This is a genomic window from Halobacteriovorax marinus SJ, assembly GCF_000210915.2.
GTDB lineage: Bacteria > Bdellovibrionota > Bacteriovoracia > Bacteriovoracales > Bacteriovoracaceae > Halobacteriovorax > Halobacteriovorax marinus.
The window spans coordinates 277,851-300,635 of record NC_016620.1 but is presented as its reverse complement, the minus strand read 5'-3'; the positions used below and the strand labels follow the sequence as shown (position 1 = coordinate 300,635).

At 36.8% G+C, this 22,785-nt stretch carries 20 protein-coding genes; 6 read left to right on the top strand and 14 right to left on the bottom strand.

Annotated elements, in window-relative coordinates; genetic code table 11:
* Positions 1–72: 72 nt before the first annotated feature.
* The 3 genes from BMS_RS01400 to BMS_RS01390 form a co-directional block, all read right to left on the bottom strand.
* Positions 73–1,836 (bottom strand): chloride channel protein, encoded by a 1,764-nt coding sequence (locus BMS_RS01400; RefSeq protein WP_014242999.1) that lies wholly within the window; start codon positions 1,834–1,836, stop codon positions 73–75.
* A gap of 508 nt (positions 1,837–2,344) precedes the next feature.
* On the bottom strand, positions 2,345–3,991 hold the full coding sequence (groL, locus tag BMS_RS01395; protein WP_014242998.1) for a chaperonin GroEL: 1,647 nt from the start codon (positions 3,989–3,991) through the stop codon (positions 2,345–2,347).
* Between the two features lie 31 nt (positions 3,992–4,022).
* Positions 4,023–4,310: a co-chaperone GroES gene (locus BMS_RS01390; RefSeq protein WP_014242997.1), complete on the bottom strand. Its 288-nt coding sequence runs from the start codon at positions 4,308–4,310 to the stop codon at positions 4,023–4,025.
* A gap of 233 nt (positions 4,311–4,543) precedes the next feature.
* Here BMS_RS01390 and BMS_RS01385 point away from each other — a divergent pair, with 233 nt between their 5' ends.
* Positions 4,544–4,936 (top strand): hypothetical protein, encoded by a 393-nt coding sequence (locus BMS_RS01385; RefSeq protein ID WP_014242996.1) that lies wholly within the window; start codon positions 4,544–4,546, stop codon positions 4,934–4,936.
* A gap of 93 nt (positions 4,937–5,029) precedes the next feature.
* On the opposite strand, the gene BMS_RS01380 is transcribed toward BMS_RS01385, so the two are convergent.
* The 3 genes from BMS_RS01380 to BMS_RS16570 form a co-directional block, all read right to left on the bottom strand.
* Complete coding sequence (locus BMS_RS01380) at positions 5,030–6,043, bottom strand: transglycosylase SLT domain-containing protein (RefSeq protein ID WP_014242995.1); 1,014 nt, start codon at positions 6,041–6,043, stop codon at positions 5,030–5,032.
* A gap of 109 nt (positions 6,044–6,152) precedes the next feature.
* Positions 6,153–8,792, bottom strand: a complete 2,640-nt coding sequence (gene polA / locus BMS_RS01375) for a DNA polymerase I (RefSeq protein ID WP_044557162.1) — start codon at positions 8,790–8,792, stop codon at positions 6,153–6,155.
* Between the two features lie 70 nt (positions 8,793–8,862).
* Positions 8,863–9,360, bottom strand: a complete 498-nt coding sequence (locus BMS_RS16570; protein WP_014242993.1) for an RDD family protein — start codon at positions 9,358–9,360, stop codon at positions 8,863–8,865.
* A gap of 156 nt (positions 9,361–9,516) precedes the next feature.
* On the opposite strand from BMS_RS16570, the gene trxA reads away from it, so the two are divergent.
* From trxA to BMS_RS01345, 5 genes are all read left to right on the top strand, one after another.
* Positions 9,517–9,840: a thioredoxin gene (gene trxA, locus BMS_RS01365; RefSeq protein ID WP_014242992.1), complete on the top strand. Its 324-nt coding sequence runs from the start codon at positions 9,517–9,519 to the stop codon at positions 9,838–9,840.
* A gap of 69 nt (positions 9,841–9,909) precedes the next feature.
* On the top strand, positions 9,910–10,491 hold the full coding sequence (gene gmhA, locus BMS_RS01360; protein WP_014242991.1) for a D-sedoheptulose 7-phosphate isomerase: 582 nt from the start codon (positions 9,910–9,912) through the stop codon (positions 10,489–10,491).
* Positions 10,492–10,597: 106 nt separating this feature from the next.
* The gene (locus tag BMS_RS01355; RefSeq protein WP_014242990.1) at positions 10,598–11,257 is read left to right on the top strand and encodes a MotA/TolQ/ExbB proton channel family protein; all 660 of its coding nucleotides are present in this window, start codon (positions 10,598–10,600) and stop codon (positions 11,255–11,257) included.
* A gap of 24 nt (positions 11,258–11,281) precedes the next feature.
* Positions 11,282–11,812, top strand: coding sequence for an ExbD/TolR family protein (locus BMS_RS01350; RefSeq protein ID WP_014242989.1), 531 nt, complete (start codon positions 11,282–11,284; stop codon positions 11,810–11,812).
* 2 nt (positions 11,813–11,814) lie between these two features.
* Positions 11,815–12,327: a biopolymer transporter ExbD gene (locus tag BMS_RS01345; RefSeq protein WP_014242988.1), complete on the top strand. Its 513-nt coding sequence runs from the start codon at positions 11,815–11,817 to the stop codon at positions 12,325–12,327.
* A 1-nt stretch (position 12,328) separates the two neighbouring features.
* Here the strand turns inward: BMS_RS01345 and BMS_RS01340 are convergent, their stop codons facing one another.
* The 8 genes from BMS_RS01340 to BMS_RS01305 form a co-directional block, all read right to left on the bottom strand.
* Complete coding sequence (locus BMS_RS01340) at positions 12,329–12,853, bottom strand: hypothetical protein (RefSeq protein ID WP_014242987.1); 525 nt, start codon at positions 12,851–12,853, stop codon at positions 12,329–12,331.
* Positions 12,854–12,949: 96 nt separating this feature from the next.
* On the bottom strand, positions 12,950–14,917 hold the full coding sequence (feoB, locus tag BMS_RS01335) for a ferrous iron transport protein B (protein ID WP_014242986.1): 1,968 nt from the start codon (positions 14,915–14,917) through the stop codon (positions 12,950–12,952).
* The gene (locus BMS_RS01330; protein ID WP_044557161.1) at positions 14,914–15,150 is read right to left on the bottom strand and encodes a FeoA family protein; all 237 of its coding nucleotides are present in this window, start codon (positions 15,148–15,150) and stop codon (positions 14,914–14,916) included. The genes feoB and BMS_RS01330 overlap by 4 nt, the downstream gene beginning before the upstream one ends.
* A 92-nt stretch (positions 15,151–15,242) precedes the next feature.
* A complete protein-coding gene (locus tag BMS_RS01325; protein ID WP_014242985.1) occupies positions 15,243–17,285 on the bottom strand; it encodes an AgmX/PglI C-terminal domain-containing protein in 2,043 nt (680 codons plus the stop codon).
* A 13-nt stretch (positions 17,286–17,298) separates the two neighbouring features.
* Positions 17,299–17,556, bottom strand: a complete 258-nt coding sequence (locus BMS_RS01320) for a hypothetical protein (RefSeq protein ID WP_014242984.1) — start codon at positions 17,554–17,556, stop codon at positions 17,299–17,301.
* The gene (locus BMS_RS01315; protein ID WP_014242983.1) at positions 17,556–18,476 is read right to left on the bottom strand and encodes a tetratricopeptide repeat protein; all 921 of its coding nucleotides are present in this window, start codon (positions 18,474–18,476) and stop codon (positions 17,556–17,558) included. The genes BMS_RS01320 and BMS_RS01315 overlap by 1 nt, the downstream gene beginning before the upstream one ends.
* Positions 18,473–21,358 carry a tetratricopeptide repeat protein gene (locus tag BMS_RS01310; RefSeq protein ID WP_044557160.1) on the bottom strand — a complete coding sequence of 962 codons (2,886 nt, stop codon included), beginning with the start codon at positions 21,356–21,358 and terminating at the stop codon, positions 18,473–18,475. Before BMS_RS01310 ends, BMS_RS01315 begins: the two co-directional genes overlap by 4 nt.
* Positions 21,348–22,772 carry a tetratricopeptide repeat protein gene (locus BMS_RS01305; protein WP_157868209.1) on the bottom strand — a complete coding sequence of 475 codons (1,425 nt, stop codon included), beginning with the start codon at positions 22,770–22,772 and terminating at the stop codon, positions 21,348–21,350. Before BMS_RS01305 ends, BMS_RS01310 begins: the two co-directional genes overlap by 11 nt.
* Positions 22,773–22,785 lie beyond the last annotated feature (13 nt).

The window sequence follows — 22,785 nt, the reverse complement described above, 5'->3', positions numbered from 1 at the left end:
TGCAAGGAAATTATCCCTCATGGATTTATTTGTAAATAATTTGTTTAGTTAGATAGGATATGATGAACTTCTCTATGTAATTTCAGTGTCTTCTAATAGATCTTCCATCTCTTTAGAAGTTTCATTTAACTCATAGCCAAACTTCTTAACGATATCTTGTGCAGTAATAACTCCGACGACTCTCTTATCATCTAGTCTACTTACAACGGGTAGTCTTGATATTTGAAATCTCTTCAACCTATGAAAGGCCACCATAAGGGATTGATCAGGGTATATTTTAATAACTTTCTTCTCACAAAGATGTTCTAGCTTCTTTTGAAATTCCTTTCGTCCAATAGCAGCACTCATATCAGACTTAGCAATCATTCCAATCAATCTACCATTTTTAAGAATAGGATAACCGGAGATACTCTCCTTTCTCACACCCTTATATGCTTCAATTAATGTGAGAGAAGAATTTAAACTAATGACATTTCTCTCCATCGCATCTTCAACATTAAGAGACTCGAGGATTTCATTATCTTCATGACTCGGCAGATGGATTCCGTCTTGTTCAGAAATTTTCTCATAAATAGATTTATTCTCTATTTTCGCAGAAATAACATAAGCAGTGATATTGGCAATCATTAAAGGAAGCATAATATTGTAATCACGAGTGAGCTCAAAGACCATTAGTATTGAAGTAAAGGGCGCTCTAATCACAGTAGCAAAGAAGGCTCCCATTCCAACAAGAGCATAGGCACCGCTCATGGTTGTGATCTCAGGGAAGAAATAAGAGCACGTCACTCCAATAAAACTTCCCATTGTCGCCCCCATAAAAAGAGTTGGCATAAATAGACCACCACTCATTCCACTCGAATAACAAATAGATGTTGAAATAAATTTTAATAGAAAGAGCGTAATGAGAATCTTTGGATCAAGAATTAATGAAAGAAGGGTTCCCTCTAAAGTTCCACTTCCACTCCCAATTACACCTGGATGAATTTGGCTTAAAAGACCTACGCAACAAAAAGCAATCATTATAAAGCTAAGCTTATGATTGTTCATATATTTTTGATTGAATTCACGAAACTTTAAAACAGTATTCATCCAGATTGGCCCAATGACTGATGCCGTAAGACCTATCACGAGATAGAAGATAAGCTCTCTATGATCAACTAATCTGTAATGTACTTCTTGAAAGATTTCCGTGGTATTAGTGAGCATCTGAGAAGTTACAACGGCAATAACACTTGAGATAATAATGGATCCCAATATTTTAGCATTTAAGTCACCCACAACTTCTTCAAGAGTAAAGACAACGGCGGAGATTGGTGTATGAAAAGCAGCAGCAACTCCACTGGCACTTCCCACTGCAACTAAGGCCTGAACTCTCTTCTTAGAGAGCGAAAAGTAATTACCTAGAAATGAACCGAGTCCCGAGCAGGTCGCAACCGCAGGGCCTTCTAAACCAAGAGAGACTCCAGATCCTAATGATAGAAGAGAGGTAAAGAACTTTCCGACAGTATCCTTAAGAGAGATTTTCCCATGAAATACGGCAAGAGCAATTCGAACATTTGGAATACCTGAGCCAGCCGTCCAAGGTAACTTGCGTGTGGTAAGCCAACCTGAAACAAAAATGGCCACACCACCGTAGAGAAAACTCTCCCAAGTAAATGAGCCCGATGTCTTAAATACTTCTCTCAGGTATAGCACCCCATGGTGAAGTGCTATAACCACCATCGCAGAAATAAACCCAACAATTAATGTGAGTGCAAAGTAAGTTCTATCTTCACTTATAGAATCTTTTAGAAATTTCCCAAGGAGAATGTATCTTACTTTTATAAACGACTTCATTAGTAACTTCTTTTGCAAGCGCGAGGACTTTGCGTTAATACCTTAAATATATTTTAGGTAAAAGTTACGAACCTTTCTAGGCAGAAAAAGTTGAGCAGCTCCCCTAAAATAGAATAGCTACTCTCAAAATAGTCCTATCGATCTAGAACATCAAATAAAGATATAAGAAAAGTGAAAGTTTTACTCTAACTCAATATGAAGTGTTGAAGCGGGAAATAAAAAGACCACCAATTCTGGTGGTCTCTCTTACTTATTTCTTTTGATGCTTTTTGGATGTGTTCCTTGCTTGCACGCGATCCGCTCATGCATTTTGTACGTGCTCCTTGCTTGCACGCGATCCGCCCATGCATTACGAAACTGACGTTTCGCAAATGCACAACGGTAAAGCGACCGTCAAAATGCTACGCATTTTGTACGTGCTCCTTGCTCACACGACAGGCGCTAACGCTTCTGTCATGTGCCAAGGTGCCTAGCGACGTCAAAACGCTTTCGCGTTTTGCACGCGCGGCTACATCATGCCAGGCATTCCGCCCATACCACCCATTCCACCAGGCATTCCGGCAGGAGCGGCGTCTTCCTTAGGAAGATCTGCGATCATTGTTTCAGTCGTAAGCATTAATCCTGAAACAGATGCAGCATTTTGAAGAGCTGATCTTGTTACTTTTGTAGGATCGATAATCCCTGCAGCAACTAGATCTTCATACTTACCAAGTCTCGCATTGAAACCGTAAGTTACATCACCCTTTCTCTTTACATCATTAACAACTACAGAACCTTCAAGCCCAGCGTTTGCTGAGATTTGTCTTAGTGGCTCTTCTGCAGCTCTCTTAACAATTTTAATACCAAAAGTTTCTTCAGCATTTGCACCTTCAAGTCCATCAAGAACTGTAGAAGCGTGAACTAGAGCTGAACCACCACCAACAACAATTCCTTCTTCAACTGCTGCTCTAGTAGCGTTAAGAGCATCTTCTACTCTATCTTTCTTTTCTTTCATTTCTGTTTCAGTTGGAGCGCCAACGTTAATTACAGCAACACCACCAGAAAGCTTAGCTAATCTTTCTTGAAGTTTTTCTTTGTCATAGTCAGAAGATGACTCTTCTACTTGCTTTTGAATCGTTGCAACTCTTGCATCAACTGCATCTTTATCTCCTGCACCGTCAACAATTGTAGAGTTTTCTTTATCAATAGTAACTTTCTTAGCAGAACCTAAGTGCTCAAGCTCTGTAGACTCAAGAGACATACCTAGCTCTTCAGAGATAACAGTACCACCAGTTAGGATTGCAATATCTTTAAGCATTTCTTTTCTTCTATCTCCAAATCCTGGCGCTTTAACCGCACAAACATTTAAAGTTCCTCTTAACTTATTAACAACTAGAGTTGTAAGGGCTTCACCTTCAACATCTTCAGCAATAATTAAAAGTGGCTTAGAAGCTTGTACAACTTTTTCAAGAACAGGAACTAATTCTTTCATGTTTGCAATTTTCTTATCAGTAATAAGAATCATTGGTGAATCAAAGTTAGTTTCCATTTTTTCTGGATTAGTTACGAAGTATGGAGAAAGGTATCCTCTATCAAATTGCATACCTTCAACAACATCAAGAGTTGTCTCAGCAGTCTTAGACTCTTCAATTGTGATAACACCGTTATTACCAACTTTCGCCATTGCTTCAGAGATAAGTGTTCCAATTTCAGTGTCATTGTTTGCAGAAATTGTTCCTACCTGAGCAATCTCTTCAGAAGTCTTAACTTCTTTAGACATTTCCTGAAGTTTAGAAACTACTTTCTCAACAGCAATATCAATTCCTCTCTTAAGATCCATTGGGTTGTGACCAGCAGTAACAAGCTTTACACCTTCTCTATAGATCGCTTGAGCTAGAACTGTTGCTGTCGTCGTTCCATCACCTGCATCTTCATTAGTCTTTTGAGCGACTTCTTTAACCATCTGTGCGCCCATATTTTCAAAGTTATTTTCAATTTCAATTTCTTTAGCTACAGAAACACCATCTTTAGTAATGTGTGGAGCACCAAATGATTTTTGGATAACTACATTTCTTCCTTTAGGTCCAAGAGTTACTTTAACTGCGTTTGCTAAAGTATTAACTCCGTTAAGGATAAGTGATCTTGCGTCTTCGCTATATTTTAATTCTTTTGCCATGATTTAATCTCCTAATAAAGATTGTTAGTTATTATTGAAGCACACCTAGGATGTCGTCTTCTTTCATTATTAAATAATCTACACCTTCTACTTTTACGTCAGTTCCAGCATATTTTCCGAAAAGAACTTTGTCTCCGGCCTTAACATCTAATTCTCTAAAAGATCCGTCTTCCTTTCTATAACCTGGCCCAACAGAAACAATTTCACCTTGAACTGGTTTTTCTGTGTGGTTATCTGGAATAATAATTCCTCCGGCAGTCTTTGTTTCTTCTTCTAGTCTCTTAACTAGAACTCTGTCTTGAAGTGGTCTAACCTGCATAGGTCCTCCTTAAAGTTAATATAGAAATTCATAAAATTTATATGTGCGTAAAATGGTAGCTATTTGATCATCGTCAAGGGTTGCCGTCAAAAAAAAATAGGAAAATGCTCTTCTCTAAGCACAGTTTTAGACTCTCCGCGTTCCCATATTGGAACAGACTCAATCTAAGTATCTAATTTTACTGGATATATTTTTGGCCCCCTCATTGCAAAATCTTACGCATTGGAGGTTTTATGAAAACAATTTTATCAACAGTAATCCTGCTTCTATCTTTTAATAACGCAAATGCAAACCTTGCATTTCAAGTCGAAGGGACACTTTCGAGTGATCAAAGAACCCTGACGACTGATGAAGTCACCTTAAAAGTATCGGAGAATGTTTCCAAGCAAGCTGCTTGCGAAGAAGGGATTTTTACAGTCGTAAGAAATAATTGGGGAGCATCTGAAGATGTTACTCTACTAAGTGTGGACCAATGTTTTGATGGCCCAACTTTTTGCTATGAAATTTATAGGCCAGAATGTGGAATGAAAAATGGAAAGGCAAAAGTTTATACCAATGACTGCGAGCTCGAAAAAGATAAAGCAACTCCTGTAGATAAGAGTCTTTGTGAAGGACTCGAATTCTAATCCCTCTCATACTATTCAATTTAGTTTTAGTGTTTGATAAATTGAATGGTGTTTTTTTGTGAATGAAGGGGAGGCCATAGCGCCTCCTCTTTTTTATTGCTCTCTATTTAATTGTGGAGCACCGATGATTTCCTCTTCAGTTTCATCTACAATTTCAGCCTTAGCAATTTTTGAATCGTAGATATCTGAGCATTCACTATTCATCTCACCGACCATAATCTCATTCACACAAAGTTCATTATCATCAGAACAATTGTGGTTAGATAATTTCCTTGGTAGCGGTTTGTTTCTAGAGCAAAATGGTAATTGCCCAAGATGATTTCTAAACTGCTTTAAAACCTTAGTGTTACCATTTCTACCCAGTTTAAGAACAGACCAATTTGTACTGTCTCCCCACGATTGCTCAACGAATAAATTCCCCTTTCCAACTCTTCTAATTGCGCGAGGTCTTCTCGCAGTTAATTGCTGTTGAAGAATATGGATTCCACACTCAAGGTTCAACTCTGGATTCAGCATATCTCTATGAGTGAACCTTCTCCCCATAGACCTCGCCTCAGAACAGTATGCATTTGCATTATAATAATCTATCTGCAGTAAACCCGCAGAGATCGTTCCATTTGCTTCTTTGTAACCTTTCTTAGGTGAGTAGCCACTTTCAGCATAGGTCATAGCAGCTATAAGAGTGACCCAAAACTGCTTGCGTTCATTCTCTGTTGCATACTTGTAACCCTGACAATTAATTTTACTAAGAGATTTATTATTAATTAAGTTAGGATCTTTTAGCATTGAATCTGAAATTTCTTTCTTATTTTCTAGTACGCTAATAACTTTCTTTGACCACTCTCCCTTCCAACCTGTTGGTGAAATTTTTGGTAGAGAGATATTTCCATCACTATCAACTCGAACATCGGGACAGCTATTCTGTCCTCCTACTCCAGGCTCAATAACGTCAGTAACTTCTCCGGTACTTGGCACGTAGGGCGTATCATTCCCCGCACTAGGACCAAAGATAATATCACTTTGAGTATTACCATCCTTTTTACAAGAGATGGAAAAGAGAAGAATCAAAATAAGTAAGTACTGCTTTTTGAAATTCGTTATTAACATAGAGTTATTATCGGTTATTTAGTTAAATAAGCTAAATAAAAAACAATAACCCTCATACTATCAATAACTTATACGAGATAGGTCCATAAGACCCCTGCCAAGAATAAGACTATTTTAGATCAAACCAATTAACCCCAACACCCATGTCGACATCTAAGGGAACTGATAGAGAAACCACTTTTTCCATTCCATCCTTAAGGATAGTTTTCATCTCTTCCAATTCACTCTCAACCACTTCAAAGATTAGCTCATCGTGAACTTGTAGAATCATTTTAGATTTAAGTTTTTTGTCATCTAGAACTTTCTGAATATTAATCATCGCAAGCTTGATGATATCTGCCGCCGTTCCCTGGATTGGGCTATTAATGGCAACCCTTTCTGCGTTGGCCTTAATTGTTCTATTGGTCGAGTGAATATCTGCGAGATATCTCTTTCTTCCTTTTAGCGTTATTGCGTAGCCAGTCTTTTCACACTCTTCTTTTAAGTGATCAAGGTAACCCTTAACGCTAGAGAATCTTTCGAAGTAATTTGTAATATACTCCTTAGCTTCTTTTCTAGGAATCTTTAAAGCAGCAGCGAGACCAAATGATGACTGTCCATACATTAGTCCAAAGTTTACGGCCTTGGCCTTAGAGCGATCGTTAGAGCCAACTTCCTCAACTGGTACGCCCATTATCTCAGAAGCTGTTCTTCTATGAATATCAACACCCTTCTTAAAAGCGTCTATCATTGTCTTGTCATTTGAAAAGTGTGCCAAAAGTCTAAGCTCTACTTGAGAGTAGTCAGCGGCCAAGAGGATCTTTCCTGGACCTGCAATAAAACCTTTTCTCACTCTTCTACCTAACTCACTTCTAATTGGAATATTTTGTAGATTAGGATGATTAGAAGAGAGTCTACCTGTCGCCGCAACATTTTGGTTGAAGTGCGTATGAATCTTACCAGAAGCTTCATTCAATAATTCTGGAATGGCCTTAACATAGGTAGAAAGAATTTTTCCGACCTCTCTATATTCTAGAATTAGAGCTGGAACTTCACTTAATCCCTTTGCAGCTAAATCTTCTAGTACAGAAGAGTCTGTAGAGTAGCCTGTCTTTGTTTTCTTTCCTACCGGAAGCTCTAACTCTTCAAATAAGAGAACCCCTACTTGCTTTGGTGAATTCAGATTAACAGGCTCCTTAGAGAATTTATCCACACTTGCTTGAAGTTCATCTAGCTTCGTTTGCAGCTCTTTTTCATACTCACTAAAGAATGCTTTATTAATGTGAACACCTTCATACTCCATTGCCGCTAGGACTGGAGTAAGTTTATTATCAATATCATGAAAGACATTAAGAAGTTCTTTTCTCTCTAACTCTTCAAGTAAGAACTCACTCACTCTAAAACATGAGTGTGCCCTCGCTGTTGAGATCTCTTGAACAAGGTCTTCTTCATTTTCACTTGGAAGAGGCTTCTTCTTCTCGAAAGCTGGTATAGAGCTTCCAAGAAACTTTTCGCTAAGAGATTCAATAGTGTTCTTCTCTCCAGGGTTGGCCACAAATTGCGCTTGAACGACATCAAAAACCTCAGCACTAATTTCTATCTCATTTCTTAGAGAGTAATAAAGTAGAGACTTATAATCTGCTGTTGCGACTTTAAGAGTGTCTGTCGTTAAGATCTTTTCTAAGAGAGGCTTTGCCTGCTCTTCTTTAATATAAAAAGCTTCATTCTTATTTTTAGAAATAGAAAGCGAGTGAATATCAAGACTGCGCGTATCTAGGTTCGTATACTGAACGTCTAGGCCTAAGTATGTATCACACTCTAACTCAGCATCACTCCACTCACCAACTTTAATACTTGGCCCATCGACATTAACGGAGAACTCTCCGTCTTGCTCTGACTGATGATGTGCAAATTTCAAATCCTCTAGCTTTACAAGTGCTGACTTAAAACCAAGACCTCTCAAGAAATCAAAGAGAGAGTCAGCAGGGTAGAAACTAAATTTAGAGTCCGTCGACTTTAATCCAAGGTCAACATCTGTTTTGATTTCAATTAGGCTCTTTGAGAGAAGTCCATCCTCTAAATACTCACCAAAAGCTGTCGTTAGCTTTTTTCCTTTTAGAGTATCTTTAATCTCAATACACTTTTCTAAAGTTCCATGCTCGGCAAGAAGTTTAGCAGCACCCTTAGCACCAATTCCCTTCATACCTGGAATATTATCTGAAGCATCCCCAACCATAGAGAGGTAGTCTACAATTTGCTCTGGATAAACTCCCATTTTCTCAAAAACACCTTCGCGGTCGTAGGTCTTATCTTTCATGGTGTCTAACATCTTTATATTATCACCAACAAATTGCATAAGATCTTTATCGCCAGAGGCAATGAGAATTTCATCAAAGTCAGACTTCCATTGCACACAAGCGGAACCAATTAAGTCATCGGCCTCAAAGCCCTCTACAGTAGAGCTTGGAAGTTCCATATGGTCTATCAATTGCTTTATAAGATCGAATTGAGGTTTTAACTCTTCAGGTGGTTCTGACCTATTCGCCTTGTACTGATCAAAGAGCTCGTTTCTAAAAGATCCACCCTTTGTATCTCGGGCCAAGAGAATATGAGATGGCTGATATTTTGAAAGTAATTTTAGAAGCATCGACAAAACACCGTGAACAGCATTTACAGGAACGCCCTCAGGTGAATGTAAAACGCGTATTGCATAGAAAGCACGAAATATAAAACTACTAATATCAACGATAATTAAACGATTTTTGGCCATATTTATTCCCATTCGAAATTTGAATTTTGAGGATATAAATGTACCGACAATTAATGATGTTGAAAAGGAATCAAGTCATTTGGCTATCAGGGTCAAACCAACTATCTTTTCTTTTCTTAATTTGCTCGCCTGAACCATCGTTGGCCATCACAGAAGTGTCTGCCATAACGTCTCCCAAGCGGTGACCTGAATCTAATTTATGAAGTAAATAAATTTCTAATATCAAGAGAGGTATTCCCAGTAAAATGGCAAAGATCCATCCCCAAATAGGAATAATTGCAAAAAATAAAGGAATGAGAAACGGGAGATTTCTAATGACAGATTGTTTTAAAGAGCAAGGCTTACCGTCCTCTAGAGAAATTACAGCGAAGCCCATAAACTTCTTTCCAACACTCTGACCATTTTGCAGGCTGTCTGCAATTGCAATATAGAAGAGGGCCAAAATTGTCCCAACAGGATAGAAGAAAACAGATAAAATAAGTGCAATAAATAAATCAATCGCCTTAGCTATCATACGAGATATGCGTGCAACTTTAATCGAAGATTTTAATAAATATTTTCTATCCATATCGATATTCTATCCTATTGATTTCTTATCAAATACGAGGAATTATTTGCATTTGTTCAACCTAACCTACAGCATCATTGTAACACATCTATACAAGCGAGCACTAATAAGATACAAATATATATTCAAGCTTTTAAGAAAAGAGTAGGAGAAAATATGAGTAACGTAGGAAAAACTGATCAAGCTAGCTTTGACACTGATGTAATTAACTCTGACAAGCCTGTCCTAGTAGACTTTTGGGCCGAGTGGTGTGGACCATGTAGAACACTTGCTCCAGTATTAGATGAAGTTGCAGGAGAAGTTGGTGAAAACGCTAAAATTTTAAAAGTTAATGTTGATGAAAATGGAGACCTAGCACAGAAGTACGGTATCCGTGGTATCCCAACAATGATTTTCTTTAAGAATGGTGAGCCAGCAAAAACTTTAGTTGGTCTTCAAGGTAAAGACGAAATCAAAAAGACTTTGGAAGAATTAGCTTAATTTGCTAAACTTACAGATATAATTAATTTGAGCGGAAGTTATCTTCCGCTTTTTTTTTAGGAGCAGGTCTTGTCTACATTTATCCTTGAAGCCTTAAACGACGCAAAGAATACACTTGAAAAATTTATTTCAAATGAAACTAATATTGCTGCAATGGAGAAGTCTATTAAAGTCTTCATTGAAACATTGAATAATGGTGGAAGAATATATAGCTGCGGAAATGGTGGCTCAATGTGTGATTCGATGCATTTCGCAGAGGAACTTACAGGAAGATATAGAAAAGATAGAAGGGCCTTGGCCGCAATGTCTTTTAGCGATCCAAGTCATATGAGTTGTGTTGGAAACGACTTTGGTTACGATGCCATTTTTCAAAAAATGGTTGAAGCCTTTGGACAAAAAGGTGATAGCCTCCTAGCAATTTCTACAAGTGGTAATTCTCCAAATGTTATCAATGCTGTTAATGAAGCAAAAGCAAGAGGAGTAACAACGATTGGCCTACTAGGAAAAGATGGTGGGAAACTAAAAGATATGGTTGATATCCCAATTATTGTTGAGTCTAAACTTACTGATAGAATCCAAGAAATTCACATTAAAATTATTCATAACTTCATCGAAGGAATTGAGCGAGAGCTATTTCCAGAGCACTACTAGAAGCCTCAGGGGCAGTATTTGCCCCAAAATGAAACCATAGCGAAACTTCTATTTTCCACTACAATGTAATTATAACTAGTTGGAATAAACAAGGAGTTTTGTTTCTATGGAAGCAACAGCTGTATCGACATCAATGAACGGAATTGCACAATTCATCCAAAGTGGTGGTATCTTCATGTGGGTTATCCTACTAATCTGGGCCATCGGAATTGCAATTGCCATAGAACGTTTTTCAAAATTATCTTTTAAGCTAGATGTAGATGGTGCATCGTTTATGAACGAGCTTCAAAGATACATCCTATCAAATGATATTCAAGGCGCGATTAGAGTCTGCTCGGGATCAGTGGCTGCACTACCGAAGGTTCTAAAAAGCGGATTAAAGAGATCTAATCAATCAACTGCTCAAATGCAAAATGCAATTGATGCCACTGCACTTGAAGTGATCCCAAAGGTAGAGCTTAGACTGAATTACCTGCAATTAATTGCAAACATCTCTACTCTCTTTGGACTCCTTGGAACTATTCAAGGTCTAATTGAAACATTTACAGCTGTTGGTTCAGCTGACCCAGCACAAAAGCAAGAACTACTTGCTCTAGGTATCTCTAAGGCGATGAACACAACATTCCTAGGTTTACTTGCAGCAATTTCAGTTATGATGCTTCATGCTTTCTTAGCTTCAAAGTCAGAGAAGATCATTAATGAGATTGATGAATTCTCTGTTAAGCTTCTAGACCTACTTGGAACAAAACAAGAAAAAGAAAACTAAGAAAGTATTGAGATAGAGGTTACAGTGTATAGAGCACCTAGTAGAAGAAAGATTCAAAAAGAAGTTCAAAAGCCAAATCTAATTCCTATATTAGATGCGGTTTTTATATTCATCTTCTTTCTTCTCATGTCATCTCGTTTTTTAAATATTAATGAAATACCAAGTGATGTGCCTATCGTTTCAGATAGGCAGCCACCTAAGAGCAATAAGAAACCACTTGCTCTTACACTTCAAATTCTCAACACAAGAATTCAAATCCTAACAGGTGTTCCAGGGTACGTTAGAAAAACTATTGGTAAGAATGCTGAGGGTGATTACGACCTACAAGCACTAAGAGACTATCTTATTGACCTAAAACAAAAAAACGTCGACGAGAATACAGTTGTTTTAGAGCCAAAAGTTGATCTGAGTTACGAAGATATTGTTAAGATCATGGACACAGTTAGAGACCTTAAGAAAACAGATCCTGATATTTGGACCAAAACAAAAGACGGGATGGATCTTAGAGTTAAAGAATTATTTAACAATATTGTTTTTGGAAACATTCAGAGTTAATTATGAGTAGAGTTAGATCAATATCAGCAAGAGGAAAAGTAAGAAGAAAGAAGAAAGTGATGGATATCGATATCACTTCTCTTCTAGATATTCTCGTAATTCTTCTCGTTTTTCTACTTAAGAACTATAATGCCTCTGGAATCGTTCTCAACGTCCCTAAGGGAATTGAGCTTCCAAGCTCTCAATCACAATCTCTCAATACTTCTGGGATTATTATACAAGTCTCCCCTTCTACTATCTGGGTTGATAATAAAATTATTCTCGAAGCCGAGAATGATTCACTAGCTGAAGACAAAACGGGTAGAAGAATCATTCCTCTTTATAACGAGCTCGTTAAAAAGAAAGAAGTTATTAAGCAGATTGAAAAGTCTTCACCAAATGCCAAGAAGTTCTCAGGCGTTGTTAACCTCGTTGTCGATAAAACAATCAAATATAGCTACATAAAGAAATTGATGTACACGACAGCAGAAGCGGGCTTTGGAAAGTATAAATTTGTCGTGATGTCTGAAGAGTAACTTACAGCAAGAATAAAAAGCTCATAATTAAACAAAAGGCCACTTGAGTTATAAATACATTATAGTAACTAAATGCCTTTTGTAGCTCCTTAATTGAAACAAGAAAGAAGACACTCCCCCACAAGACCATAAAGATATTCACCACAAGATCATTTGTCCCATGGGCAACTATATTAAGATCTAAAATAAGAGCGACTAGAAAAATAAAAAAGATAGTTATATTAAAAATAAATCTAGATAATTGTCTCTTATCTAAGAGCCTTACCCACCCAATAAAGCCTAAATTCCCTCTTTCAAAAATACTTAATTGTGTTGATGAATCACTATACTCAACATTACTTACACCGCGAGTACGGATAAAGGTGTAGATAATCTCACTGAATACAATGAATAATAGAGCTGGTATCGTGAAGTCTGAAACATCAACCCTACCGTCTACAAACTCTAGAATACAAAGTACCGCAAATAAAATAGTGAGAACGAGCTTCAGTCTAAAGTCAGTGAAGCTCTTAATTTTCTGTATCATGCCTGAATTATATAGGACATCAGCGCCCTACTAAAAATCCAGCACTTACATCGGCCATCTGGTCTTAATATTGCCAAGAAAATAGGTAATTGTGCCCTAACTTAGAATATTATATGTAATAAATGACCCCAACCAAGCTAAGGCCCCCATATAAAGAAACATAAAAGTAGGCTGCTTCCAGTTTCCAAGCTCTCTTCTAAGAATTGCCAATGTACTCGTACACTGCAAAGAGAAGACAAAGAAAATAAGAATTGACCAAGCAACAGCAAGATTAAACTTAGGCTCACCAGTCACACTATCTTTTTCCATCTTTAATCTTTGCCTAAGTGTAGACGACTCTTCATCTACTTCACCTAGGGCATATATCGTTCCCATCGTAGAAACAAATAACTCTCGCGCTCCGAAGGCCACTAATAACCCTACACCCATCTTCCAATCCATCCCAATTGGCTCTAGCGCAGGCTCAAGAGTTTTACCTATCTTCCCTATCAATGAGTGTTCCAATTGCATTGAGGCGACAGCATCATCAGACAACCCTGCTATAGAGTTGGCATCTAACCTTGGAAAGGTAGATGCAAACCAGATACCTATAGAGAGAACTAGAATAATTGAGCCAGCCTTCTTACAAAAGAACTTAACTTTTTGTAATGCACTTCCAAATGCAATCCTCAACCTTGGTCTTTGATAATATGGTAGATCGATAAAGAAGGAGCTTGTCTCTCCTCTAAAATATGAAAGTCTAAAGACTAAGGCCATGGTTAGAGCAAAAAAACTTCCTAAGAAATAAAGAAAGAAGAAAGATAGAGACTGAGAGTTTAAGAAGCCAAAAATCTTTTTTTCTGGAACAAAAGTTCCAATTAGCAAGATGTAAACAGGAAGGCGTGCACTACAAGTAATCATTGGTAGAGTCATTATTGTAGCGATTCTCTCTTTCTTACTAGGTATTGTTCTCGCTGCCATTATTCCAGGAATTGAACAAGCAAAGCCGGAGAGATAGGGAAGAAACGCTTTACCATTTAAACCAAAAATACTCATGACTCTATCACTTAGCACTGCAGCTCTAGAAATATAGCCCGATTGCTCTAAAAGACTTAGTAAAAAGAAGAGGATTCCAATTTGAGGAGCAAAGATTATAACCCCACCAACTCCTGCAATAATTCCATCAACAATTAAGCTCTTCAAATACCCTTCAGGTAAAGTACTGGCCACCCAGTCACCAAATATTGCAACGAGATTATCGATCATATCCATTAAGGGTCCTGCCCATTCATAGATTGAATTGAAGATTAAATAGAAAACTGCGACAAAGATCAATGATCCCCAGAGAGGATGAATAAGGATTTGATCTAATTTCTTTGTAACCTTAATTTTTCTTGTGTCGGGTTTTACGACTTTATCAACAATCTCTCTCGCTCTCTTATGGTAATTATCTAGCTTAGAGATGACTTCCCTTTGGTCTTCTTCTATCTTTATTGATTTGATTTCTTTAAAGTCTGGAATATAGGAGAGAGACTCTTTTGAAAGTGTGATCTCTCCTAGCTCAACTTTCCCTTCTCTCTGAAGATTATCCCTTAAAAAGCGATCAATTTCTCTTGATCTTTCTTTTTTTGAACAAGTAGAAAGAGCACGACATCCAGTTAGCTCTTCGAGAACTTTTAACTGCTCTCTAGTAATTTCGCCCTTATCATCTTTATTGATAATTAAAACCATCTTCTCGCCAACTAATTCCTTTAGAGCAAGACAAAGAGACATTGATGATTCAAACCTCTCTAAATCTACAACAAGTGCTACTAGATCATAAGGTTTATCTACAGATAAATTTAATAGAGCATGAAGAGAAACTCCTTCATCAATACTCGTTGGAACTAGATTATACATCCCTGGAAGATCGACAATACTCACTTTCTCTTCGTAACTAGAATTAGACAAGAGCATGCCCTCGGCAGCATCAACTGTTATCCCTGAATAATTTGTGACTTTTCGCTTTTGACCACTTAATAAATTAAAAAGAGAAGACTTCCCTGAATTAGGAAAGCCAACAATTAGGACTCTAGCTTCTTTCATTCTATCACTCTCACGAAAATTTTACTCGCATGACTACGTCTAATTGCAAAGAAAGTGTCGTTACAATGTTTCAAGGAAAGAGGTCCAAAGAATAAGGCCTTCGAAGTAACTTCGATTTCATCTCCAGGTAGAATACCCAAGGATAATAACCTTAATGACTCTTCAGAGTTTTCTGGAAAACTATCAATAATTGCTTTCTCGCCTATTTTCAAACGACTCATTTGCTTTATCATACGAACCTCATATTTTCATGATACAACAAATGTTCGAGTGGGCATACCAATCAATTATTGCCAAAAAAAGGGCCTTTAAAAGGCCCTTCATTTTATTTTCTCTTAGGATAGAAATTAAATGGTTGATTAACCTCAACAACTCCACCGCCAAGTGGTTCAGGAAACTTAATCCCTCTAAGGACGTTAACAACACATCCTTTAACCTTACTCGGCAATCCTCTTGAAGCAGACTCCACACTGGCTTTTGTGACATTCCCAGAGGCACCAATAACAAAGTCTAATCTAACAACCCCATTGAACGCAGCTTGCGCCTTATCTAGTTCTTGCTGATAGCAATATCTAAACTGAGGAATATTATCTACGAGAATTTTTCTAATTACATCAGGGTCCATTCCTCCGAGGACAACTTCTTCGTACGGAACACCTGCTGTATAAATACTCTTCTTATTTACAAGTCCACTTACACCCTTTGAAGAATCTAACTTTCCAGAGGCAACACCTGTTAAGCTTCCAACATTATTAGAAACCTTTGCTCTTGTAAGAGTAGATGATTCACTTCCTCCAATACTAGATCCACTTCCAGGATTAGCACTAACAGTATTTACGGCCTGAATAGATTTTGCTCCACCACCTTTGGCCATAAGCGAGCTTAGTGTACTAGAGAAATCTGCTGACTTAAATGTATCTACTGCTCCCTTAGCATTACGGTTTGCTCTTGCCTTTCTCACTGAGTTTCTAGCTTGTGTCGGGCTTCCTCCCGTTTTCTTAGTTGGTGAGACTTTATTAATATTCTTATTAACTCTTCCCTTATTAGCAGTTGCCTTCTTTGCTGGTGCCGTAGACTTTGCGCTCTTAGAACCAGTTTTAGCAACATTCTTCTTAGCAGGTTTAGGAGTAATCTTCTTTACTTCCTTAGTAACTTTTATCTTTTCCTGCTTAGGAGATTTTTGAATAACCTTCTTAGGTTTATTCTTAGTTTTATCTATGGCCTTAGATTTAGACATAGTTAACTTCTTAGGCTTATAAAGTATCGTTGCAATTCTCTCTGGAGCCTTTTCTGTTTCAAGCTCTTCATCAACAGCATAGAAAGTGAAGAAACCAAGAAAGATCAGACAGAATAAAAAGACTAGAAAGAGCCACTTCATAAACTCTTTGTCTCTACGTAAGATTGGTGCATGTGCAACTCTAGGTGGTGCATCCGTTCCCCTTACATAGACCTGTAGATCCCCATTAACATATCTAACAATATCACTATCATTTAAAAGATATTGACCACCAGCAAATGTCTTATTGGAATCATTTAAACATATCTCTTTATAGCCAGGCAGTGATGATAGATAAACATCACTTCCTTTAACTTCCACAAATGGAATCTTTTCTTTCTTACCGAGGTAGGCGTACTCAACATCTCTTGCACCCGGATTGGCCCCAACAAAATGATAGATCCCTTCTTTATAAGCTAAATAATCAACACTATGGATTCTATCCTTATGTAAAATAATAACTTCAACTGACCTCTTTGATGGTGCGTAATCAAAGATAGGATAAAGAGTTTCAACATCTTCAAAAATATATTCTGAAAAGTCAGCTTTTGGGTCAGCTCCCAGTGGATATTCTACTCTTGGTAGTGTTTCTGTCTTAGTTGACGAAACTGGTGACTTCTTTGGAAGCTTTGGAGTAGCTTTTGGTAATTCGGCTTGCTCAATAGATTCAGGGGCTTCGCTCTTCACTGGAGTATCAACTACAGGAGTGCTTGCTACTACTGGAGGTAATTCTACTGCAAGCATATCTAGCGGAGGAGGCAGATCGTCCTTAGAATAAACTTTAAAGGCAAATTCGAGTGAACCAAATTTAATCGTATCATTTAATTCAAATTTTTCTGAAATAACTTTCTTACCATTTACATATGTTCCCATCGCCGTATCCATATCGAATACTTTAAATACGCCATTGGAAATTTCAATTACGGCATGAATAGAATTAATAGAAGGGTGATTAATCTGAACATCACAAGCACTTGTACTTCCTACAAGAACTCTTCTCTTTTTGATTAATTTACCTTCCTGGCCGTGAGTTACTCCTACTGGTAATAACTCATAAGCTTCACTAAGCTCTGTTAGAACATCTATGTTCACGTATCAATCCCTGTTAACGAACTCTTTCAACACCTTTTCTAATCTCGGCATTGAAGTTCTTTCTATATGGTAGTTTATTTTTAAATTTCCTCTGATATCTTGGAGCAATTGAAAGGTCTCCAGGATTACCAGTCTCACCTTCAATTACTAAATCTTCAAAGTCGAATTTCTCATATTTCTTATATCTATAGACAACTTTCTTATTAGACTCCTGAGCTTTAACAGAAGTAAAGGCCATCAATAAAATAAATAATGGTGCAAGAATCTTCATTATTTCGCTCCCGAAACTTTACTTAGTACTTTATTATAATAACTCGCATAGCCGCCAAGTTTCGCCGTATCAATAGACGAAAGGATTGTATGCGCATCTTTACTTCTACCCACATCAGATAGTGCTAATGAGAAGTTTATCCCAACTTGTGGTTTTGCATAATGAACAGAAGTAAGTCTTGAGAATAGACTTACTGCAGCCTTAGCATTACCTTCCATCAAATAACTTGTTGCTAAACCATTAAGAGCATCTACGTCTGTAGCATTTCTTTTTAACAACTTAGAGAAAATGATCTTTGCATCATTAACAAGGTGATACTTCAGATATAACTGACCAAGATTAAACATTGGCGTCATACTAAATGCACCAACCTCAGAAGCCCTTTTATAAGCAGCCAATGCCTTTTGGTCACGACCTTGGGCTTGATAGATAACTCCTAAATTATTAATTGGTGGAGCATAGTTTTTCTTTTGGGCCCTAGACTTATTATAGTAGAGAGTCGCTTTTCTCATATTCCCTTGAAGATAATAGCAATTGGCTACAAAGTTCCAATAACCTGGGTGGGATGCATATCTCTTATACTGGTCTTGAAAGATTTTTATACCAGCATCAAAATCTCTTCTATAACAATGAGTCATTCCTTGCACAAGGAGATCATTACTCTTTTCTACTTGCTCTAGTTTAGGTTCAGGGATTCTCGCCAAGGATTCAGTTGATAGTGAATCTTGTGTTGAAACCTCTCCAGTATAAGAGTCTGACCTTGAATTAAAAGGCACCTCAGGAACTTTTTGAAAGTCTGAATTCTCAACCCAAGAGAACTCGTCAATAGCGCCTTGAGAAAAGCTGGCCGTCACATCATTCTTTGAAGTTGATGAACAGGCACTCAGCAATAATAGAGTTAAAGGTAATAAATACTTCATCTGCTTCCACCTCTATCCATTAACACTCCATTATTTCCAAGTATAAATTCTGGTGAGAATTTACCCTCGAAAATAATATTCTTATTATCATCTGATAAGATATTATCCTTATTGATTTTAGCTATGGCCTCTCTCTTAAAGTCATCTACTTTCTTTCTAAGAGGTAATAAAATATTATTCATACTCTTTTTAAAAGTACTTACATATTCAGGAGACTTTCCAGGAGGAACAAAAGAATCAATAGAATGAATCATATGCTTATAAACATCTACTAAGTGATCATAACTCTTAATCATTCCCTTCCCAGATCCAACACTCATGACATTGATTAAATCTGTTGTTAGTCCGTCTAGAAGTTTGAACTTTCTTTGTAGTAAGCTATTAAACTTTGAATCTGGAAATGCTAGTTCAATACTTTTGTAGGACTGAATTCTACTCTCTAAGAGTTGAATTCTAATTAGAGCAACTTCATCTAGTCCTTCAATTTCTATTTTTCGCTTATTTCTAATTTTTGAGTAATAAGAAAGAATCTCTCTCTCAAGCTCTCTAGCATTACTAACTCTACCAGCTGCTATATACGCATTTCTCACCTTAGAGAGCGGATAGATTAAGTCTGGGTATATTCGAGTTGATTTACTTAGTTTTCTAATTTGAGCTAAGGCATCTGACCAATTATTATTTTCAACTTCAAACCTAAGCATCTCAAGCTCTAGTTCATCCAAGACTGACGAAGATATTCTACATCTATAACTATTATTCAAGACAGCTCTAGCCGTTTTTGCATCTCCATCAGCAAGTGCGACGTTTACTGCATTCTTTAAAAAAGTTGCTTTATTACTACTTCTCTCTAAGCAAATCTTATCCAATACAGTGGCGTAAAGCTCAACACTCTCTTTTGTTTTTTGATGTTCAAATAAATCATTTGAGATTTTCAAAAATGAGCCTTGAAACCTTTTAACATTCTTTGAATTCATATGACTAAGTGCTCTTTTTGACCAAGCAAAACTTCTATAGGTATCGCCTAACTCATGAAAGAGAGTGGCAATATTATAAGACGCATTCTCACGACCACTGTCAGTTGTTGTAGGATCTTTATAAATTGCAACATAAAGAGCAAGGGCCTTCTTCTTATCACCTTTACTAGTCGCCTTTTCTACATTATCAAATTGAAGAGAAAGCATAATAATCTTCGTCTTCTTAGCAAATTTAGGTGTAACTTTAAAATCACCACTATTAATACGAGCAACCCAAGTCTTAATACTTTCTAAGTCACCCTTCTTTTTATGATGATCTAGAATTCTGGCAAGCATCGCCTCCTGAGTAGAGTAATTTCTTGGGAAACTATTCTTATATGAGAGAAGTGTTTTCTCACAATTAGGAATATCTCCTCTATCGAAGTAAAGGCCGAATAACCTTTGATATACTTTATCTGCCTGCTTTGATTTATTATCAGCTCTTAGAGAATTTAAATATGCTATTTCTACATACTTATCCTTACTCTTTTTCGAAATATTCTTACCACCTAGTGCGGCCATCATTCCTTCATTAGATAACTTAATATATTTCGCATTCTTAATATCTTGAGCTCTTTGTAGAGAGTTCGCGTATTCTTCAACGGCACTATTATTCATCCCCGCTGCAAAGTACGTTTCAGCACCAAGAAATGTATACTTGTGGGCATTCAAAGGATCAAATTGAGATAATAATGCAAAGTATCCTACCGCAAGTCTGGCCTTACTGTATAAAGTCTTCTTTTGACTCTTATACTGTTTTCCACTCACCTGCTTTTGAACAATCCCACTAATTCTTTTTAACTGATACTCTAATACCTTCACCTGCTCAGGGTTAAGCTTCTTTTGCTCATGATACTTAAGAAGTGTTTTCGCCACTTTTTGGTGATTATGATACTTTCCAAATCTTTCGTATAAACTTAAGAGCTTGATATTGATTTCAATATCCTCTTGCTCAGAAACTTTATAATTCAAGGCCTGCTTTAATGTCTTTTCAGCAGGGGAATACTTTCCTCTATTCATTAAGTAAGTAGAAACCTTTAAAAGATTTGAAGCTATATTCTTCCCAATACTCTTATAAAATTGAACGGCTTCATTAACTCTTCCAGAGTCTGTATAGAAGTAAGCAAGATCTCTTTCAATTGAGAAACTCATATCAACATAATTTGGACTCTTACTTAACTTATAAGCTTCACGCATTAAACGTATCGCGCTCTTTGTTTTACCGACTCTATAATATGACCAAGCAAGGTTTACACTATCTTTTGTGTACCATTTATCTCTAAATTTCTTATTTCTAAAAGCATTTTCATATAGAGGTATTGCCTGCTTATACTGACCTTGATTAAAGTAAATCTCTGCGAGAGCAACCTTTGATCTCGTTGATGTAAAAGTCGTTTTACCTGTAGATTTAACAGATTTAGAGAAGTAAGCTTGTGCTTTCTTGTCCTGCTGAAACTCTTTTGCATTATAGGCCATTATATAATAAACATCGGCCTTCCCCTTAAATCTTGGAAACTTCTTCAGAATTAAGTGACATGTTTTCTGTGCTTGAACAAAGTAGCTATTAGATTGTTTAAAAAATTTCTTCTTATCTATTTTCTGCCTCTTCTCAGCATCGTATTGCATAAATCGAGAGTTTTCTAATTCTTTTACAAGTCTAGCCTTCTCTAGTAACAATTCGGCCATACGAAGTAAGAGATCTGGATCAGAAGTTCTCGACTGCTTATTAAGACGTGTAACTTCTCTAAGCTCTAGATCAATAACTTTCACTAGCTCGCTTCTTCGAGCATTATCATTACCGTAAACTCCAAGAGAGCTACAAATAACCATCAATAAGATAATCTTTCTTAAATAAGTTCTAAAGAGCATTACCACTACACTCCGATTTTAGAGAGAAGACATAATCACCAAGCTCATCTGCCCAAAACTCTCCATTAAAATTCCAAAAATATTGCTTATCAGTACGCTTTAAGTTTCTAATATCACCACGTCCCCTATTCATAGAGACATCTGGAGAATATAGACTTTCCTTTCTACGAGAAAGTACTTCTAATTTAATGTAACTCATATCTAAGAATGTTTTTCTTACTTGATGCCATCCAAGATGAAGCCTCTTTCTCACATAAGCACCTACAAGATTTCTTTGAAGAACTAGTGCTTCTTTCAAGTTTAACTTTAAGATATTTTTCATCTGACTCTTTGGAAGTTTATTAATCACTTCAAATTCATCACGCCCAGTATGAAAGAAATCAAACATTTCTCTAAAGGTTGGATCTCTCGTTATAGAGTGAAGCATTTTATTTAGAAGTTCATTTCCACTTTCTTTTCCGCTCATCTTTGATTTTGCAAGAAGGTAGAAGTATTTATAATCTTTTCCATGTTTTCTTAGAAAAGATTCAATATCTTTATGGTTCTTTTCATTCTTTCTATAGAAATCATCCACGACTTTCAATGTATCTTGCCAAAGACAAAGCTCCATATATGTAAGAGATCTTAGAACATCAATTTCTGGATTGAATATAAATGATAGGAATGGTGAATTATAAGTCACGAGTTTTCCTAGAGTTCTATTATAATCTCTCATATAGAAACTGTTCCAGGCTTCTTCAAATAGAATCTCAGGCCAAATATGTGATGACTTTGTTAGATCTAAATAGTCGAGATTCGCTTGTTCATACTTCCCCTGAGAGAAGTTGGCCCTAGCCTTACCTACAATACAGTAATCTCTATTAATATTGAGCTGTCTCTTTCTATTCTCATTACCTTGATTGCTAATTGATTCCGACTTAGAAATACACTCATCATATGTCTTAATTGCAGATGAATATTTCTTTGTAACTGAAAAGATTGAACCCTCTAAGAATAGAGCAAAAGGCTTCGATGAATGTCTCGCTGGTATAGTGCCATTGAGTTCTTTAAGAGCTTGATCATACTTCCCTGCTCTAAAATACTTTTTAGCAAGAATATATCTCAACGTTGGAGCTTTTGACTTCTCTAGGAAAGATACAGGTAAAACCTCAAATTGCTTCACACCTACATTAGTGACAACTTCATCAATTAATGAATCCAGCTCTTTATTGTTAAAGCTTTTTCCTCTTGCCAGTAATTCCTTAATATAAGGAATAGAAGCAAAGTAAAGTTTCTCTTTAACTAGATTTTGAATAACACTTGGATAATAGCGAACACTACCCTTGCTCTGAACAAGGTACTTCCATGCTACATCCGTATTTGCCATCGTGCTCAGACTTAAAAAAGTCAATGCGAGCGCTATTTTTTTCTTCATGAAGAACATCCTG